This window comes from Vibrio sp. R10-SG-ISO4, assembly GCF_059834135.1.
Genome location: NZ_JCBDHJ010000018.1, coordinates 148,941 through 166,165 on the forward strand (window position 1 = coordinate 148,941; position 17,225 = coordinate 166,165).

A 17,225-nucleotide genomic window follows, 5' to 3' on the forward strand; every position below is an offset into this window, starting at 1 on the left:
TTGGCGTTCAAAGGTTCTACGATGTTTAGTGAATTGTTTTTGGCCCTAGAGACCATACTTACCGTCCAGCACATTACCTACATGTTAGGGGGCGTGATGCTGGGCTTAGCGATCGGTATATTCCCAGGTTTAGGGGGGATTGCGGGTCTTTCATTGTTGCTGCCGTTTCTGTATGGCATGGATCCGGTTTCAGCACTCGCGATGTTGATAGGTTTGGTTGCCGTTATCCCTACCTCTGATACCTTCACCTCTGTATTGATGGGAATTCCCGGTTCGAGTGGCTCACAAGCGACCGTACTGGATGGTTTTCCTATGGCAAAGAAAGGGCAAGCTGCTCGAGCGTTATCTGCGGCGTTCACCTCATCTTTGTTTGGTGGTTTGTTCGGTGCTGTGGTTCTGACTGGCTTTGTGCTGGTGGCTCGTCCGGTGATTTTAGCATTTGGCTCTGGTGAGCTGTTTATGCTGACGTTACTTGGTCTGACCATGGTGGGCTCTCTAGCAGGAAGAAGTTTAGTCAAAGGCTTATCGGCCTGTGGGTTGGGTGTGATGCTGGGTAGTGTCGGCAGTGCGCCAGCCACCGGCGAATATAGAATGGTGTTTGATAATTTCTATTTGATGGACGGCATTCCACTTGTTGTCGTGGGCTTGGGAATTTTCGCTTTGCCAGAGATCATCGATCTCCTTCGCCAAAACAAGCCAATAGCCAGTGCCAGCAAGCTCGGTTCCGGATGGCTATCGGGGGTAAAAGATTTCTTCGAAAACAAGTGGCTTGCTTTACGATGCAGTGTCATTGGCTGCATCATCGGTGCTTTGCCAGGTTTGGGGGGAAGTGTGGTCGATTGGATAGCCTACGGACACGCAGTGCAAACCACGAAGGACAAGCCTGATTTTGGCCAGGGGGATGTGCGTGGCATTATTGCACCTGAGTCATCAAACAACGCGAAAGAGGGCGGTGGTTTAGTGCCCACTCTGCTGTTTGGTATTCCTGGATCTGGTGGCATGGCGGTGTTTTTAGGTGGCATGGTATTGGTCGGTTTGGAGCCTGGACCAGCGATGGTCAGCACTGATTTAGACATTACTTACACGATTGTTTGGTCATTAGCACTTGCCAACGTGTTTGGTGCAGGTGCTTGTATGCTGATTTCGCCATGGGTTGCTAAGTTGACCACCATTCGCTATGCCTTACTCGCTCCTTTTATGGTTATGGTGATCTGTTTTGCAGCGTTTCAAGCTACCCGCGATTTAGGGGACTTGGTGACACTGTTAGCAGTCGGTGTATTGGGCGTGCTTATGAAACGATTTGATTGGCCTCGCCCTGCGTTTCTTATCGGCTTTGTTCTTTCTGCCGGAATGGAAACCTATTTATATCAAGCGGTTCAATTTGATGGTGCAGCGTTCTTACTTCGTCCCGGCGTAATGATCATTGGTGCGCTCACATTACTTTCACTCGTTTTTATGATCCGACAAAATATGAAAAAGCGCGAGCAATCGACCAACGAAGCGTCCTCCACTCCTGCTCCACGTACCCCTCAATTAGCATTTGCGGTCGTGGTGAACTTGGCTTTCGCTTACGGTATCTATGATGGATATCAGCAGAGTTTCCTAGGGGGCATTTTCCCGATTGTCGTGGCGAGTGGTATGTGGTTGCTTTCCGCTGTGGTGATTGTGCAGTTACTGACGCACACCTCATCATCACCGATTTACTTTGATAACGAATATGAGCAAGGCTACGCGTTTGATGACAACACGTCATCGATGATGCACTACCTCTACTGGTTGGCGGGTTTGGTGCTCGGGTGCTTTTTAGTCGGCTATGTCATCTCAATTAGTGTGTTCTTCTGTTTATTTTTGATGAATAAAGCCGGTCTGAGCTTATGGCGATCTTTCGCAACGACGACATTGGCATGCGGATTTCTACTTGGTTTGACCCATCTTATGTTGTTGGATTTGCCCATTGGCCTATTGCAGGACGCCGTGGATCTACCTTGGCCATTCGGAGGATAACCTAGATGTCTATTAAATCGATCATCATGCCTTTTGCCTCGCAAGAGGATGGAGATACCCGCCTCGAGGGAGGCTTACATGTGGCCAAGTTTTTTCTGGCACACTTGGATGTATTGCACGCACAAGTGGGGTCTGAGCAACTGATGCCCCACGAGCAGCGGCTCGTGTCACGCAAATTCTATGACCAGATAGGTAAAATTGTTCGCGACTACGTCAGTAATGATATGTCGCAAGCTAAGTTGCGATTTTCTGAGCTATGTCAATCACTTAACGTGGTGGAGGGCGAGTCGAGTCTCAACCAAACCAGTGCCACTTGGCATGATATTTTTGGCTATCGTGGTGAGGTGGTGGCGGAGCGCGGTAAAGTATCGGACATCATCATTATTCCTAAATCACTAACAGGGCGCACAAGCGTCAGCTTTGAAGCGGCGATAGAGCATGGCGGCAAACCGGTTCTAGTGATGCCGAGGACGCAGACGCATTTTGCACCTAAGACGGTAATGATTGCGTGGAATGGCGATGAAGCAGCAGCAAACGCAGTAAGTTCTGCATTACCGCTGCTCAAACTTGTCGATAATGTCGTGGTTGCGACCAGTGAGCGCTCATTAGCGAAAAAGCCGACGCAAATCGATCTCGCTACCTACCTTGCACGACACGGAGTGGATGCGGAATGTTTGACGTTTACCCGAGCGAGAAGAAACACAGCCTCGCAGTTGCTTGAGGTGGCCAGTGAAATCAAAGCGGATGTCGTCGTTGCCGGCGCGTTTGCACACCAGAAGCTTCATCAGAAGGTGTTTGGGGGCGTAACTAACCAATTGCTCTCAAGTGCCACGATCCCTTTGTGGATGATGAGTTAACTACGCGATTCACCGCATTGTTCAATGACAGCTGCGTGACAGCTTGAACGTGTACTCTAACTAAAAGACTGGTTAACACCTAATCCATCCGCCCAAGAAAAATGCAGGGTTTACTCCTCCTTGTGTTGTGTTAACCAGTCTTTTCCTTTTCCTTTTCCTTTTCCTGACTTTACTCCCATTTACCGCCTCTAAACCCTCTGCTACTTTTCCATCATAAATCACGTTTATTTAAACGGCCGTTTGATTGCTTTAACAATCTCGTTACAATGGCGTGGTCAGACCTCTCATGATTAAGGAGAAACAATGGGCAAGCAGGAATTAAAGACCCGCTCGGGCGAACGCATCGCCATCGTTGCCGGTTTACGCACGCCGTTTGCACGTCAAAGTACGGAATTTAGCCAGGTCCCTGCGGTGGATCTGGGCAAAATGGTGGTCAGCGATATGTTGGCCAAAACGGACATCGATCCTGCGTTGATCGATCAGGTGGTGTTTGGCCAAGTGGTTCAAATGCCAGAGGCCCCCAACATTGCCCGAGAAATTGTACTGGGCACCGGGATGAACATTCATACCGACGCCTACAGTGTGACTCGCGCCTGTGCGACCAGTTTCCAATCTGCCGTGAATGTGGCGGAAAGCATTATGTCCGGCACGATTGATATCGGTATTGCCGGTGGCGCGGATTCATCGTCTGTGCTGCCTATTGGTGTCTCGAAAAAGCTCGCCGCGAACTTGCTGGCGCTAAGCAAAACGAAGACGCTAGGTCAAAAGCTTAACATTCTTAAAACTTTGTCATTGAAAGATCTCATGCCGGTGCCACCAGCGGTCGCTGAATATTCCACCGGTCTTTCTATGGGGCAAACGGCGGAGCAAATGGCGAAATCACACGGCATTTCTCGCCAAGAGCAAGACGCGTTAGCGCACCGTTCGCATACGCTAGCGGCAAAAGCGTGGGAAGAAGGGAAAATTCGCGACGAAGTGATGACCGCTTTCCCAGAGCCCTACAAAAAATGGATCGCCGAAGACAACAACATTCGCCGCGATTCGACCTTAGAAGGCTACGCCAAGCTTCGTCCTGCATTCGATCGTAAGTTTGGTAGCGTCACAGCGGCAAACAGTACGCCACTGACGGACGGCGCCGCCGCCATTATGTTGATGCGAGAAGGGCGCGCTAAGGAGCTTGGGCTTGAGATCATGGGTTACATCCGTTCTTACGCCTTCTCGGCGATTGGCGTTGAAACCGACATGTTGATGGGGCCATCGTACGCCACACCGGTTGCACTCGACCGAGCGGGTATTACGCTGTCTGATTTGACCTTGATCGATATGCACGAAGCGTTCGCCGCTCAGGCGCTATCGAACGTGAAGATGTTTGCGAGCGCTAAGTTTGCCCAAGAGAAATTGGGTCGCTCAAAAGCCATCGGTGAGATTGATATGGATAAGTTTAACGTTCTAGGTGGTTCGATTGCCTACGGACACCCATTCGCGGCGACGGGCGCTCGCATGATTACGCAAACGCTGCGTGAGTTGCAACGCCGTGGCGGTGGATTGGCATTGAATACCGCCTGTGCAGCAGGTGGATTGGGCGCAGCAATGGTTCTGGAGGTCGAATAATGAGTGAGCAAAAAGCATTTAACTTAACCATTGATGAGCAAAACATCGCTTGGCTGGCGATTGATGTGCCCGGCGAGAAAATGAACACGCTGCAAGCGGCGTTTGCCGATGAAATGGCCGCTATCTTTGATGAGCTCGGTGACAAGCAGTCTACCCTCAAAGGCATGGTGGTCCACTCACTCAAGCCGGACAACTTTATTGCTGGCGCCGATGTACGTATGTTGGACGCCTGTCAAAGTGCTGCAGAAGCACAAGCGTTAGCGCAACAAGGTCAGCAGATGTTCGCGACATTATCGGATCTGCCTTTTCCTGTTGTCGCGGCGATTCATGGTCCGTGTTTGGGCGGCGGCTTAGAGCTTGCTTTGGCGTGTGATTATCGTGTTTGTAGTGATGATGATGCGACGAGACTGGGTCTACCTGAAGTTCAACTTGGACTTTTGCCAGGCTCGGGCGGCACGCAAAGACTGCCTCGTTTGATTGGTTTGCTGCCATCACTGGATTTGATTTTGACCGGTAAACAGTTGCGAGCGAAAAAAGCGGGCAAATTGGGCGTGGTGGATGCGGTGGTACCGCAGACTATCTTGCTCGATGTGGCGAAAGGCTTGATTGAAAAGTCATCGCCGAAGCAAAAAAGTGGCAAAAAAGCATCGACTAAAGAAAAGCTGATGGCGCACACCGGGTTGGGCCGCAAGGTGATCTTTGAACAAGCAGCCAAGAAAACCCACGCCAAAACGCGCGGCAATTACCCAGCGGCAGAGGCGATTTTAGACGTCATTCGCTACGGGCTTGAGCACGGCTTCGATAAAGGGTTACAGAAAGAAGCGCAGCGCTTTGGTGAGTTGGTGATGACTTCAGAATCGAAGGCACTGCGCTCGATTTTCTTTGCGACCACTGAAATGAAAAAAGACAACGGCAGTGATGCTACGCCGCGCAAGATTCAGCGTGCCGCCGTGCTAGGTGGTGGCTTGATGGGGGCGGGCATTAGTCACGTTAGTGTGGCGAAAGCGAAAGTTCCTGTCCGGATAAAAGATGTGTCAAACGATGGCGTTCTTAACGCTTTGCAATACAACTACAAGTTGTTCGACAAGCAGCGTCAACGTCGCATTCTTTCCAAAGCGCAACTGCAATCGAAAATGGTGCAGCTGTCGGGTGGCACCGATTTTACCGGCTTTAAAAACACAGACATCGTGATTGAAGCGGTATTTGAAGATTTGACGCTCAAGCAGCAAATGGTGGCGGATGTGGAAGCCAATGGCCATGCAGAAACTATTTTTGCGACCAATACGTCATCATTGCCGATCCACCAAATTGCCGCCGAGGCTAAGCACCCTGAGAAAGTCGTCGGGTTGCACTACTTCAGCCCGGTGGAAAAAATGCCGCTGGTTGAGGTGATCCCACACGAAGGCACATCGGATGAAACCGTCGCCACTGTGGTCGCTTTTGCTCGCAAGCAAGGCAAAACGCCGATTGTGGTCAAAGATTGCGCAGGCTTTTACGTTAACCGTATTTTAGCGCCTTACATGAATGAAGCGGCGCAAGTACTGATGGCGGGTGAACCGATTGAACAGTTAGATAAAGCGCTGCTTAACTTCGGCTTCCCAGTCGGCCCGATTACGTTGTTGGATGAAGTTGGCGTCGATATCGGCGCGAAAATTATGCCTATCTTGGTCAAAGAACTCGGCGCGCGTTTTCAAGGCCCAGATGTGTTTGACATTTTACTCAATGATGGCCGCAAAGGGCGTAAGAGTGGCAAAGGCTTCTACACCTACAAAGGGAAAAAGAAAGAGGTCGATAAGTCCGTGTACAAACTGCTGAAATTGACCCCGGAATCTAACCTTGCTGAGAAAGACATCGCCATGCGCTGTGTGCTGCCGATGCTCAACGAAGCGGTCCGCTGTCTGGACGAGGGCATCATCCGTAGCCCTAGAGATGGTGACATCGGGGCGATTTTCGGTATTGGTTTTCCTCCATTCTTAGGTGGCCCTTTCCGCTACATGGACCAAATTGGCGTGAAGAAGCTGGTGGATATCATGAACGACCACGCACAAAAATACGGGGACCGATTCGCGCCATGCGATGGGCTGTTAACACGTGCGGGGTTAGATAAGCCCTTCTACAGCAACTAGTTTTTGCTCAAAATAAAAAGCGAGCCTGGGTAATAGGCTCGCTTTTTTTGTTTGACGCGTTACTATTTATAACGATAAGCAGCCAACCATAGGCTGGCGAGTGTCTCGAATATAATCATTAAGGATATCAAATGGATGCGCTTGATTTACTGCTCAACCGTCGCTCAGTCGGCAAACTGTCTGCCCCGGCTCCTGAGGGAGTCGCATTAGAAAACATCATTCGCGCAGGCCTGCGCGCGCCGGATCATGCGGGGTTGACGCCGTGGCGTTTCGTGATTGCTCAAGGGGAAGGGCTCAATAAGCTGTCTGCGATTTTGCACCGTGCTGCGGTGGCGGACAACAGTGATGACGCTGTGCTTGAAAAAGTGAAAAATGCGCCTTTTCGCGCGCCTATGGTGATCACGGTGATCGCAAAAGTGACGGAGCACGACAAAGTGCCAGCACTTGAGCAGCACCTATCTGCAGGTTGTGCCGTGCAAGCGATGCAGATGGCGGCGGTTGCACAGGGCTTCCAAGGGTTCTGGCGCTCTGGCCCTTGGATGTTCCACCCGAATGTGCATCAAGCTTTTGGCTTGCAGGGAGAAGATCAAATCGTCGGATTCCTCTATCTTGGTACGCCCGATAGTGAGCCAATGAAAGTGCCCCATCGCGAGTTGAGTAAATTCGTCGAGTATTTGTAATCCTTGACGGACAAAGAAAGAAAAGCACCTGATTGAAAACAATCAGGCGCTTTTTTAATGCAGGTTGAACGCGATCACAAAGTCGATGAATAAACGGACTTTCTCGGGTAAGTGATCTTTGTGGTTATACAGCATATAAATATCACGAGGGTTAGCGATCCAGTCATCGAGCACTTGGACAAGGCTGCCATCCTCAATGTACTCGCGAATCATCACATCCGGCATGAGCGTAATGCCAAGCCCTTCAGAACACGCGCTGCGAACGACATTGAGCGTATTGGCTTGGAAGCGGCCTTTATCATTATTGACCACCACTTCGCCATTGTGATTTTTGAGTTGCCATTTGAGCAGCGGCGCACCTTTGAGCAGTGCATGCTGGCTCAACTCTTCGGCGTGTTTCGGTGCAGGATGTAGGCGCAAATACGTTGGACTGGCAACCAAAATGTCTTTGACCGAGCTAATTTTACGTGCAATCAGGCTTGAATCTCGCTGCGGCCCCACTCGGAAAATGACATCCCACTCGGTGGGGTCAAGGTGGTCGGATTGCGTGCTGGTATCAAGCTCTATATGGATATCAGGGTATTGAAGCATAAACGCATTGAACATCGGCATCATCATGCGTTTGGTTAGATTGGAAGGAGAGGTAATACGAATTTTACCCGCAGCGCCACGACATTCATCAGAGATCTCCTCTGCTGTCATCGTCAGACGGTTGAGCAGGGGAGAGCACTCATTGAAAAAGCGCTCACCCGCCTCAGTCAGTGACAGCTTTCTTGCATGTCGATTGAGCAAGCGAAGGTTAAGTGAGTCTTCCAGCGCTTGAATTCGTCGAGTGATCGTGGCGACCGGAATCATGGTTTTACGGGAAGTTGCGGTATAGCTTCCATTTTCTACCACCAGTCTAAATAGGTTGAGATCATCTAATTTCATTCTGTCGAACACACTTTGGTTACGAATTTAGGTAATTTATCTTTATATATCATGTCAAAGCTTGAGGCACATCAACAACTTCACCGATCTTACCGGATTCATACATATAGTAGCTATCCCTCATTTACGGTGGAATATTTGTATAAATGGGCCGTGGCGACTACTTTTTAAGAAGTGTTTCAAACAAGCAGTTAATAATAACAATAATGTTGATAATCCAAATTTGGGTGAGGCAAGGTTTATGCACAAATCAGTTCAGGTGGCCTCGGTGGTGAATCCGCGACTGGCTGCAAGTCAAAAGCTCATTATGGTCGTTGATGACGATCCTATCTTTCGTCGCATTACGACGGGATTCCTAACCGCACAAGGTTATGAAGTCGTCGAGGCTTCAGATGGCTTAGAAGGTTTAAAACAGTTGAGGGAACATTCCCCCGACCTCATTTTATGTGATCTGTCGATGCCGGTGCTTGATGGTATCGAGTTTGTCGAGGAGGTCAGCTTAGAGTACCCGTCTATGCCGCTTATTGTTGTATCGGCGACCGATGAGATGTCTGATGTGGCGAAGGCGCTGCGTTACGGCATCAAAGATTTCCTTCCTAAACCGATTTCCAATTATGAACACCTCGCCAACGCCATTGAAGTGACGTTGGAGGATTCTGACAACCACCTCAGTGATCTCAGGGATTTTTCCAGTCAGTGGTTTCGTGTCGATAGTGGGGATATGCCTGAGGAGCAAGAGCTTCATTGGCACTTGGAGTTTCTAGAGGATAACCCAAGTGCGGCCAAAGATTTACTCCATGCGCTGCTGCCAGACAAAGACACCGCACAAGGGGATTGGAAGTGCAGTTACCGCTTACTGCAATCGACGGATGTGATGCCTTTGGTGTTTGATTATGCCTGGCTTATGAACGGTCAATTTGCTTTCTATTTGGTGGATTCGGCCAGTAGCCATCATCATGGCCCAGCGGCGACGCTGCTGGTTCGCGCTTTGTTCCATGATTATCTGCGTAACCTCAAATCCTTCAATGCGGATTTGAAAGATCTGGCGGATATTCTAGAGAAAGGCATGCAGTGCTCCGACTGCGGCGTACCGGTGAAAGCCTTGTTTGGGGTGGCAGATCTTTGCTCAGGAAAGCTGTCTCTGCTGCCTGCCGGGCTGGATGCACAGTGGTCGAATGGGTACCAATCTCAACATATCCCTTCTGGCGTCAAGTTGGGAGAAAACTGCGCCAAAAACTTCATCACCACCGATCTCTTGATACAGTCGGCGTGTCAGTTATCCCTAAGCCGCCTAGGTTCTAGCAGCTTTACTTTAGACATCTTCCGTGGTGGCAGCGCTTAAACGCATCCATGTATTTCCCCAAATAGTGATCAATCCCAAAGGCCTAATTCGTCTTTGGGGTTGATGGGTTACTCCCTCTCATTTCATCAATAACCTTACACCTGCTCGGTGTTTATGCTTTAACCATTAAGGTATAGTCTCGCCAAACAAAAATAACCCTAAAACGCAGGGCAGCACTGCGTTAATGGGACTTTCATTATTGAAAGAAACGTATCGCCACCTACCAAAAGAGAAGCAGCCCATGGCAGACAAAGATTTTAAAGAACCGTATAATATTTTTTACTTTTTAGGCTTTATTGCAGCCCTGTTGATCCCAACGCTTCCCGCGACCTTGACTTGGATTCGCGTGTTCAACGGATATGCAGGCTTCTAACGCAGTTCTGGAGCATACCATTCCTCTACGCAGATTCTTTTTCTATGTTGTTGGTGTGCTCAGTTTATGCCTAGGCATACTGGGCATCTTCCTTCCCGTTCTTCCTACCACACCGTTTATTTTGCTCTCTAGCGCCTGTTTTATGCGCAGCAGTCCACGCTTTCACCGCTGGCTTCATCAACACCCGACGTTCGGGCCTATCATTATCAATTGGCATCAGAACCGGGCGGTAACGCGCGGTGTAAAACAGCGCGGCGCGCTCGCGATGGTACTCAGTTTTAGCTTCTCAATTTGGGTTGTCCCTCACCTATGGCTGAAAGCGATGTTGGTGGTGATGCTGGTGATTTTACTCAGTTGGTTCTTGCGTCTTCCTGTGATGGAGCCGCTTGCCGATAGAGAAGAAAATCACTAAGATTACCCAGAAGTGTGCCCACTCTATTGGTGGGCGTTTGTTTTTTATACGAACCGTATTTTAGTCAGTGATTTGGTCAGATACCGGATCCGAGTGGCACAAAACCCATTATTAAGTGGCCGATGATAACAATGATAGGCGCCCACTTAGCCAAAGTAAGTAATGAACTATGACAACTGAAACGATCGCATTCATCAAATCTAGCATCAAAAGCATTCCAGACTATCCAAAGCCAGGCATTCTATTCCGTGATGTCACGAGCTTGATGGAGAACGCCAAAGCCTACCAAGCCACGATCCAACTTTTAGTGGATAAGTATAAAGATCAAGGCTTTACCAAAGTCGTTGGTACAGAAGCACGTGGCTTCTTGTTTGGTGCACCGTTGGCGTTGGAGCTTGGTGTGGGTTTTGTCCCTGTGCGTAAACCGGGCAAACTACCACGCAACACCATCGCTCAATCTTATGAGTTGGAGTATGGCGTTGATACGCTAGAGATTCATACCGATGCCATCTCAGAAGGTGACAAGGTGCTGGTGGTGGACGATTTGCTCGCAACCGGCGGTACCATCGAAGCGACCACCAAACTGATCAGACAGTTAGGTGGCGTGGTCGAACATGCGGCGTTTGTTATCAATCTACCTGAAATCGGTGGTGATAAACGTCTGCAAGGTCTCGGCCTTACGGTTTACAGCATCTGTGAATTTGACGGTCATTAATCGGAATTATTCATGAGTTATCTTGCTTTAGCGCGAAAGTGGCGTCCAACCAAATTCAGTGAAGTGGTGGGTCAAGCGCACGTTTTGACGGCGCTTGAAAATGCACTCGCTCAAAATCGTCTCCACCATGCGTACTTGTTCAGTGGTACGCGAGGTGTCGGTAAAACCTCGATTGGGCGACTGTTTGCCAAAGGTCTAAATTGTGAAACGGGTATTACTGCCAACCCTTGTGGTCAGTGTGATACGTGTCAAGAGATAGACCAAGGGCGCTTTGTGGATCTATTAGAGATCGACGCGGCGTCGCGCACCAAAGTGGAAGATACTCGAGAGTTATTGGACAACGTCCAGTACAAGCCAGCGCGTGGACGCTTTAAAGTGTACCTGATTGACGAGGTGCACATGCTCTCTCGTCATAGTTTTAACGCGCTGCTGAAAACATTGGAAGAGCCGCCAGAGTACGTGAAGTTTATTCTGGCGACCACCGATCCGCAAAAACTGCCTGTGACGATTTTGTCGCGCTGTCTGCAGTTTCATCTTAAGCCGATCACGGTCGATGCCATTCATCAACAGCTGGATCATATCCTTGCACAGGAACAAGTGAGTGCAGAGGCACGCGCATTGGGTATGATTGCCCATGCGGCGGATGGCAGTATGCGTGATGCACTCAGTTTGACTGACCAAGCGATTGCTCTTGGCAATGGCAGTATCAGCCAAGAAAGCGTGGCGCACATGTTGGGTACACTCGACACCGATCAAGCCTTGCATCTGCTGCAAGCGATCAGCTCGAAATCGGTGGATGTGGTGATGTCGAGTGTGGAGCAAATGGCGCAAAACGGTGTGGATTGGGATGGATTGTTGCAACAACTCGCCAGTCAATTGCATCGATTAGCCATGGTGCAGGCTTTGCCATCCTCGCTTGATAAAGGCCAGCCTGACGCTGACAAGGTCGTGCAGCTGAGCAAAGCGTTAACGCCGCAAGATATTCAACTGTTCTACCAAATTGCGTTGAAAGGGCGTGAAGACATCGCGTTGGCGCCGTCAGAGCGCATTGGTTTAGAGATGGTGCTGTTGCGCATGGTGGCATTTAGGCCACAAGAGGTGTCGCAAGCCAATATAATCTCAACGCAGACATCCAGCGCACCTGTCGCAGAGGCGCCGGTGCCATCTGCAGCGCCACCAGTCAGCCATGCTGCGCCTCAAGCGCCGATGTCCTCTCCAGCGGTATCACCTCAGCCTGAAGCGACACCACCTCAGCCTAAAGCGCTATCGCAGCCAATGCCAAGCGCACCGTCGTATGAGCCACCGATGGCCGATTACGACATGCCACCGCATGACGATATGCATGACGCGTCTGGGTATGACAGAGATGAGTATGCACAGATGACGCCCGCTTCGGCCCCACAAGCCCCAGCAGCGCCAACACCGCCTCCAACGCAGAAGCCTGCGTCAAGCGGCGTGAGCGGCGGCATTAGTGGTTTGCGTCATCAATTGCGTTCACAGCGTCAAGGGCGCAGCTCGCCAGGCGCGTCAACAAAAAAGGCTAAAGCGGCATCTGCCAAACCTGAATCGGTGCTCGAACGTGTTGCGCAAAAACACGCCGGAGCGCCGCAGATGTCGCCTGCTGCACACATGGCTAGAAACGAGTCGGCAAACAACGCATCGCTTGAGAAGCCTGAGCCCTATCAATGGACGCCAAGCCAACCAGTCGTGGTTGAGCAAAAGCCGGAACTGAAACCCACGCAGCTGAAAAAAGCGCTCGAGCACGAGAAGACGCCAGAGATGGTCGATAAACTCGTCAATGAAAGCTTAGAACGAAGCGAGTGGGCGCAGCTCATCAGTCAGCTCAATACAGCTAAGTTGACTGAGCAACTCGCGCTCAATTCGGATTTCGTCAAAGATGGTCGCTCTATCCAACTGACGTTGCGTCCACAGCAGGCTCACCTCAACACGGATAAAGCGCAAAGTGAACTGCTCTCAGAGCTCAATCGAGTGTTGGGCGAAGAGTGCCAGTTAAGTGTCGAGATTGGTGACAAAGGAGAAACACCGCTAGAGTTAAGAGATAAGCTGTATCAAGGCAAGCTTGAGCAAGCTTTTAGCAGTCTAGCGGCTGATGAGTACGTGCAGTTTATCGAGCAGCGTTTTGGTGCTGAACTCGATAGCGATAGTGTACGACCGATATAATTTCCGGTGGTTGAATTCATTTGATTCAGCCCCCATTTAATTCGATATAGTGACAAACTAGAGAGATAAACATGTTTGGTAAAGGCGGTATGGGCAACCTAATGAAGCAGGCCCAGCAAATGCAAGATCGCATGCAAAAGCTTCAAGAAGAAATTGCGAATATGGAAGTGACTGGTGAATCGGGCGCTGGACTTGTGAAAGTGACCATTACTGGTAGCCACAGTGTTCGCCGCGTTGATATCGACGAGAGCTTGATGGAAGACGATAAAGAGATGCTAGAAGATCTCATTGCTGCTGCGTTCAATGATGCCGCTCGTCGTGTTGAAGAGACGCAAAAAGAGAAAATGGCGTCAGTGACAGGCGGTATGCAATTACCACCTGGTATGAAAATGCCGTTCTAATCTCGCTCTCTGCGCGTAACAGGTTTACGTGCAATCGACGAGAATGACGGACAATTCATAGAGAAAGAGAGTCAATGCGTACCAGTCACATGCTGGAACAATTAATGGAGGCCTTGCGCTGTCTACCTGGGGTCGGCCCCAAGTCGGCACAGCGGATGGCCTTTCATTTATTGCAGCGAGATAGAAAAGGCGGCGTGCAACTCGCCGACGCGTTAAGTCAGGCAATGACGGAAATCGGTCATTGCTCGGAATGCCGAACCTTTACTGAAGAAGAGGTTTGCCATATCTGTACCAATCCAAAACGCCAAGAGAATGGACAAATTTGTGTCGTAGAAAGCCCTGCGGATATCGCAGCGGTGGAAGCGACCGGTCAATATTCTGGGCGTTACTTTGTGTTGATGGGGCACTTATCGCCCCTTGATGGTATTGGGCCGAGTGATATCGGTTTGGATGTGCTGGACTTTCGCCTGCGCCGCGGTGATATCAGCGAGGTGATTCTTGCGACCAACCCAACGGTGGAAGGGGAGGCGACCGCGCATTACATTGCCGAGTTGTGTCATGAGCACCAAGTCACGGCTAGTCGCATTGCCCATGGTGTGCCGGTCGGTGGTGAATTAGAGCTGGTGGATGGCACAACGCTGTCTCATTCACTGCTCGGGCGACATAAGATTTAATGCCCTGCATTTTACACCCAGAAGTAATATCAATATGGCCGCATCTGCGGCCATGTTTTTATCTGTCACCCATGATAGAACGTGGTGCTTGGTTTGCTTTTGTTACCTCAGACGCCAAGTGTTATGTCAGACGCTCAAGCTCGGTGATATTGGTCATCGCTTGCTGGTTGGTCGCCCCGCACACCACAGGACACGGCTTGAAATCTGCGCACACTTTGGGACGCTCTGGTAAGCCAAACAGCTTGCAGAGATTGTCTTCATTGAGTTGAATGCAACGAACACCGGCAGGTTTGCCATTTGGCATCCCCGGAATCGGTGATGAGATACTGGGCGCAATACAGCAAGCCCCGCAACCGAGTCGACAATCCATCCTGATACCCCTGAGTAAAATTGAGGCGCGATAGTAGCAAAAATCATCAAGACGATCAGTACAAGATCTTGAAGTTTTTGCCGCTAGACGGTATAAATCGCCCCTTCTTTAACTAATCCAAGATGAGTCTATGAGCGCACCCTTTTGGCAAACAAAAACGTTAGAGCAGATGACGGAGCAAGAGTGGGAATCTCTGTGCGATGGCTGCGGCAAGTGCTGCCTGCACAAACTCATGGATGAAGATACGGATGAAATCTACTACACCAATGTGGCGTGTAGCTTACTCAACACGAAAACCTGTTCGTGCAGCGATTATGAACATCGCTTTGAGTCTCATGAAGAGTGCACCAAGCTGACTCGTGATGACATCGATGATTTCACCTGGTTACCGCACACCTGTGCCTACCGTTTAATGGCAGAAGGCCAGCCACTGCCCGAATGGCACCCGCTGCGCACTGGCTCTAAGTCAGCGATGCACGCCGCTGGGGAAAGCGTCAGAAATAAAGTGGTGTACGAAATCGACGTGATCAATTGGGAAGACCACATACTCAATCATCCTACGCGTGATTAAGCCAATGATTTGTCGTTGAATTGACAACAAGTCCTCGTCTTTAACCTCTTATCCGCCCTCTTTTGTCTCAATGGACCACGGGTTGCTCGGTGCGTGTTGGCGGAGCTAAATCAAAGCGGATGATGAGCCACTGCACGGGTTTTGGCAGTTGATTCATAATAGAGAAAAGTGGACCGGCCGTTTGACTGGGAAAGGTCGTGGTGACGGGCCAAGCCGAAGCGGGGGCTGGGCGGGTGCCACACTCCGCAACGGAGAAATGTATTGATGGCAATGATTTCATCTCTCTTACCTCACAATCCAAAGTGGAAGACAAGCGGGCAACGTCGCCCGCTTGTGTGCACTGACGCTCTAGAGCGCCAGTGAGAGAAGGTTAGGCCTCCTCACTCTCAACGTGGTCTGTGATCATGGCTTCGGTGGTGATCATCAAACCTGCAACTGACGCGGCGAATTGCAAGGCGGAACGGGTCACCTTAGCAGGATCCAAGATACCCATCTCAATCATATTGCCATATTCACCGGTTGCGGCGTTGTAGCCATAGTCCGCATCGCCTGATTTCACCGCGTTGGCGACAACGGACGCTTCATCTCCGGCGTTAATGGCGATTTGACGAAGTGGCTCTTCCATAGCACGTAGCGCGACACGAATACCGACGTTTTGATCGTCGTTATCAACTTTGAGATCGGCGAGCTCTTTGGCAATCTTGGTCAGCGCGACGCCACCACCTGCCACAATACCTTCTTCAACGGCCGCTCGTGTTGCATGCAGCGCATCATCCACTCGATCTTTCTTCTCTTTCATCTCTACTTCAGTAGCAGCGCCAATCTTGATCACTGCCACACCGCCAGAGAGCTTTGCAATACGTTGCTGGAGTTTCTCTTTATCGTATTGAGACGTTGCCGAAGCCATTTGCGCTTCAATACTTGCCACGCGGTCTTGAATTGCATGGTGCTGTTCATCGCTGCCTACAATGGTCGTCGCGTCTTTGGTGATGGTCACTTTCTTGGCCTGACCAAGCTGCTCCAAGGTGGTCTTTTCAAGCTCTAAGCCAATCTCTTCAGAGATAACCGTACCAGAGGTAAGCACCGCAATGTCTTCCATCATCGCTTTGCGGTTGTCGCCAAAGCCTGGCGCCTTGACAGCGGTTGCGCGAACGATACCTCGCATGTTGTTGACGACGAGTGTCGCCAATGCTTCACCTTCGATGTCTTCGGCGATAATCAGCAATGAACGAGAGGCCTTAGCGACTGACTCAAGAATCGGCAGCAGTTCACGAATACTGCTCACTTTCTTATCGACCAGCAAGATGTAAGGATTGTCGAGTTCGACGGTACCTGTGTCTTGATTGGTGATGAAGTACGGCGAGAGATACCCGCGGTCAAATTGCATGCCTTCGACAACTGAGAGTTCGTTGATCAGGCCCTGACCTTCTTCAACGGTGATGACGCCGTTGCGGCCGACTTTTTCCATCGCCTGGGCAATGATCTCACCGATAGCGCGATCGCTATTGGCCGAGATACTGCCAACTTGCGTAATCGATTCTTGATCGCTGCAAGGTTTCGCCATATCGCGTAATTTAGCCACAGCGGCTTCCGTCGCTTTGTCGATACCGCGTTTAAGATCCATAGGGTTCATGCCCGAGGCCACCGCTTTTAGCCCTTCATTGATGAAAGATTGCGCCAGTACCGTTGCGGTAGTGGTTCCGTCGCCCGCTTCATCGTTCGCTTTGGATGCTACCTGTTTGACCATTTGAGCACCCATGTTTTCGAATTTATCTTTTAGCTCAATGGCTTTGGCGACAGACACCCCATCTTTGGTGATGGTAGGGGCACCGTAAGACTGATCTAAAACAACATTGCGTCCTTTAGGGCCAAGCGTCACTTTGACCGCATTGGCTAAGACATTGACACCAGTGAGCATTTTTTGACGTGATTCGTTTGCAAATAGTACGTCTTTTGCAGCCATGATTTTCTCCTCAAA

Annotated in this window: 16 protein-coding genes; 13 read left to right on the plus strand and 3 right to left on the minus strand. The window is 50.2% G+C overall.

Translation table 11 applies throughout. The features are described from left to right. The first annotated feature begins 21 nt into the window (after positions 1 to 21). The 5 genes from AC6R03_RS13625 (at position 22) to AC6R03_RS13645 (ending at position 7,278) form a co-directional block, all read left to right on the plus strand. Positions 22 to 2,004, plus strand: coding sequence for a tripartite tricarboxylate transporter permease (locus AC6R03_RS13625; RefSeq protein ID WP_500625791.1), 1,983 nt, complete (start codon positions 22 to 24; stop codon positions 2,002 to 2,004). Positions 2,005 to 2,009: 5 nt separating this feature from the next. After that, positions 2,010 to 2,861 carry a universal stress protein gene (locus AC6R03_RS13630; protein WP_500631892.1) on the plus strand — a complete coding sequence of 284 codons (852 nt, stop codon included), beginning with the start codon at positions 2,010 to 2,012 and terminating at the stop codon, positions 2,859 to 2,861. Positions 2,862 to 3,164: 303 nt separating this feature from the next. After that, positions 3,165 to 4,472 (plus strand): acetyl-CoA C-acyltransferase FadI, encoded by a 1,308-nt coding sequence (gene fadI, locus AC6R03_RS13635; protein ID WP_500631893.1) that lies wholly within the window; start codon positions 3,165 to 3,167, stop codon positions 4,470 to 4,472. After that, positions 4,472 to 6,598: a fatty acid oxidation complex subunit alpha FadJ gene (gene fadJ / locus AC6R03_RS13640; RefSeq protein ID WP_500631894.1), complete on the plus strand. Its 2,127-nt coding sequence runs from the start codon at positions 4,472 to 4,474 to the stop codon at positions 6,596 to 6,598. The genes fadI and fadJ overlap by 1 nt, the downstream gene beginning before the upstream one ends. 131 nt (positions 6,599 to 6,729) lie before the next feature. Then, a complete protein-coding gene (locus AC6R03_RS13645) occupies positions 6,730 to 7,278 on the plus strand; it encodes an NAD(P)H nitroreductase (protein ID WP_487903248.1) in 549 nt (182 codons plus the stop codon). 54 nt (positions 7,279 to 7,332) lie between these two features. Here the strand turns inward: AC6R03_RS13645 and AC6R03_RS13650 are convergent, their stop codons facing one another. Continuing rightward, the gene (locus tag AC6R03_RS13650) at positions 7,333 to 8,208 is read right to left on the minus strand and encodes a LysR family transcriptional regulator (RefSeq protein WP_500631895.1); all 876 of its coding nucleotides are present in this window, start codon (positions 8,206 to 8,208) and stop codon (positions 7,333 to 7,335) included. 241 nt (positions 8,209 to 8,449) lie between these two features. Here AC6R03_RS13650 and AC6R03_RS13655 point away from each other — a divergent pair, with 241 nt between their 5' ends. The 7 genes from AC6R03_RS13655 (at position 8,450) to recR (ending at position 14,306) form a co-directional block, all read left to right on the plus strand. Then, complete coding sequence (locus tag AC6R03_RS13655; RefSeq protein ID WP_500631896.1) at positions 8,450 to 9,550, plus strand: response regulator; 1,101 nt, start codon at positions 8,450 to 8,452, stop codon at positions 9,548 to 9,550. A gap of 241 nt (positions 9,551 to 9,791) precedes the next feature. Further along, positions 9,792 to 9,923, plus strand: coding sequence for a hypothetical protein (locus tag AC6R03_RS13660; protein WP_334551071.1), 132 nt, complete (start codon positions 9,792 to 9,794; stop codon positions 9,921 to 9,923). Beyond that, positions 9,910 to 10,335 (plus strand): YbaN family protein, encoded by a 426-nt coding sequence (locus AC6R03_RS13665; protein WP_500631897.1) that lies wholly within the window; start codon positions 9,910 to 9,912, stop codon positions 10,333 to 10,335. Before AC6R03_RS13660 ends, AC6R03_RS13665 begins: the two co-directional genes overlap by 14 nt. A gap of 169 nt (positions 10,336 to 10,504) precedes the next feature. After that, positions 10,505 to 11,050 (plus strand): adenine phosphoribosyltransferase, encoded by a 546-nt coding sequence (gene apt / locus AC6R03_RS13670; protein ID WP_334551070.1) that lies wholly within the window; start codon positions 10,505 to 10,507, stop codon positions 11,048 to 11,050. Positions 11,051 to 11,062: 12 nt separating this feature from the next. Next, positions 11,063 to 13,231, plus strand: a complete 2,169-nt coding sequence (gene dnaX / locus AC6R03_RS13675) for a DNA polymerase III subunit gamma/tau (RefSeq protein ID WP_500631898.1) — start codon at positions 11,063 to 11,065, stop codon at positions 13,229 to 13,231. Between the two features lie 71 nt (positions 13,232 to 13,302). Continuing rightward, positions 13,303 to 13,632 carry a YbaB/EbfC family nucleoid-associated protein gene (locus AC6R03_RS13680; RefSeq protein WP_005380618.1) on the plus strand — a complete coding sequence of 110 codons (330 nt, stop codon included), beginning with the start codon at positions 13,303 to 13,305 and terminating at the stop codon, positions 13,630 to 13,632. 74 nt (positions 13,633 to 13,706) lie between these two features. Further along, positions 13,707 to 14,306: a recombination mediator RecR gene (gene recR, locus AC6R03_RS13685; protein WP_334551065.1), complete on the plus strand. Its 600-nt coding sequence runs from the start codon at positions 13,707 to 13,709 to the stop codon at positions 14,304 to 14,306. A 121-nt stretch (positions 14,307 to 14,427) separates the two neighbouring features. Here recR and AC6R03_RS13690 read toward each other — a convergent pair whose 3' ends face one another. Beyond that, positions 14,428 to 14,676 carry a YkgJ family cysteine cluster protein gene (locus tag AC6R03_RS13690; protein WP_500625797.1) on the minus strand — a complete coding sequence of 83 codons (249 nt, stop codon included), beginning with the start codon at positions 14,674 to 14,676 and terminating at the stop codon, positions 14,428 to 14,430. Between the two features lie 130 nt (positions 14,677 to 14,806). On the opposite strand from AC6R03_RS13690, the gene AC6R03_RS13695 reads away from it, so the two are divergent. Next, positions 14,807 to 15,247 carry a YcgN family cysteine cluster protein gene (locus AC6R03_RS13695; RefSeq protein WP_334551061.1) on the plus strand — a complete coding sequence of 147 codons (441 nt, stop codon included), beginning with the start codon at positions 14,807 to 14,809 and terminating at the stop codon, positions 15,245 to 15,247. A gap of 370 nt (positions 15,248 to 15,617) precedes the next feature. Here AC6R03_RS13695 and groL read toward each other — a convergent pair whose 3' ends face one another. Continuing rightward, the gene (gene groL / locus AC6R03_RS13700; RefSeq protein WP_500631899.1) at positions 15,618 to 17,210 is read right to left on the minus strand and encodes a chaperonin GroEL; all 1,593 of its coding nucleotides are present in this window, start codon (positions 17,208 to 17,210) and stop codon (positions 15,618 to 15,620) included. Positions 17,211 to 17,225 lie beyond the last annotated feature (15 nt).

Excerpts from the sequence above, each read along its gene's own strand:
- AC6R03_RS13625 (WP_500625791.1), top strand. The coding sequence starts at position 22 with ATGTTTAGTGAATTGTTTTTGGCCCTAGAGACCATACTTACCGTCCAG.
- AC6R03_RS13630 (WP_500631892.1), top strand. The coding sequence starts at position 2,010 with ATGTCTATTAAATCGATCATCATGCCTTTTGCCTCGCAAGAGGATGGA.
- fadI (WP_500631893.1), top strand. The coding sequence starts at position 3,165 with ATGGGCAAGCAGGAATTAAAGACCCGCTCGGGCGAACGCATCGCCATC.
- fadJ (WP_500631894.1), top strand. The coding sequence starts at position 4,472 with ATGAGTGAGCAAAAAGCATTTAACTTAACCATTGATGAGCAAAACATC.
- AC6R03_RS13645 (WP_487903248.1), top strand. The coding sequence starts at position 6,730 with ATGGATGCGCTTGATTTACTGCTCAACCGTCGCTCAGTCGGCAAACTG.
- AC6R03_RS13650 (WP_500631895.1), bottom strand. The coding sequence starts at position 8,208 with ATGAAATTAGATGATCTCAACCTATTTAGACTGGTGGTAGAAAATGGA.
- AC6R03_RS13655 (WP_500631896.1), top strand. The coding sequence starts at position 8,450 with ATGCACAAATCAGTTCAGGTGGCCTCGGTGGTGAATCCGCGACTGGCT.
- AC6R03_RS13660 (WP_334551071.1), top strand. The coding sequence starts at position 9,792 with ATGGCAGACAAAGATTTTAAAGAACCGTATAATATTTTTTACTTTTTA.
- AC6R03_RS13665 (WP_500631897.1), top strand. The coding sequence starts at position 9,910 with ATGCAGGCTTCTAACGCAGTTCTGGAGCATACCATTCCTCTACGCAGA.
- apt (WP_334551070.1), top strand. The coding sequence starts at position 10,505 with ATGACAACTGAAACGATCGCATTCATCAAATCTAGCATCAAAAGCATT.
- dnaX (WP_500631898.1), top strand. The coding sequence starts at position 11,063 with ATGAGTTATCTTGCTTTAGCGCGAAAGTGGCGTCCAACCAAATTCAGT.
- AC6R03_RS13680 (WP_005380618.1), top strand. The coding sequence starts at position 13,303 with ATGTTTGGTAAAGGCGGTATGGGCAACCTAATGAAGCAGGCCCAGCAA.
- recR (WP_334551065.1), top strand. The coding sequence starts at position 13,707 with ATGCGTACCAGTCACATGCTGGAACAATTAATGGAGGCCTTGCGCTGT.
- AC6R03_RS13690 (WP_500625797.1), bottom strand. The coding sequence starts at position 14,676 with ATGGATTGTCGACTCGGTTGCGGGGCTTGCTGTATTGCGCCCAGTATC.
- AC6R03_RS13695 (WP_334551061.1), top strand. The coding sequence starts at position 14,807 with ATGAGCGCACCCTTTTGGCAAACAAAAACGTTAGAGCAGATGACGGAG.
- groL (WP_500631899.1), bottom strand. The coding sequence starts at position 17,210 with ATGGCTGCAAAAGACGTACTATTTGCAAACGAATCACGTCAAAAAATG.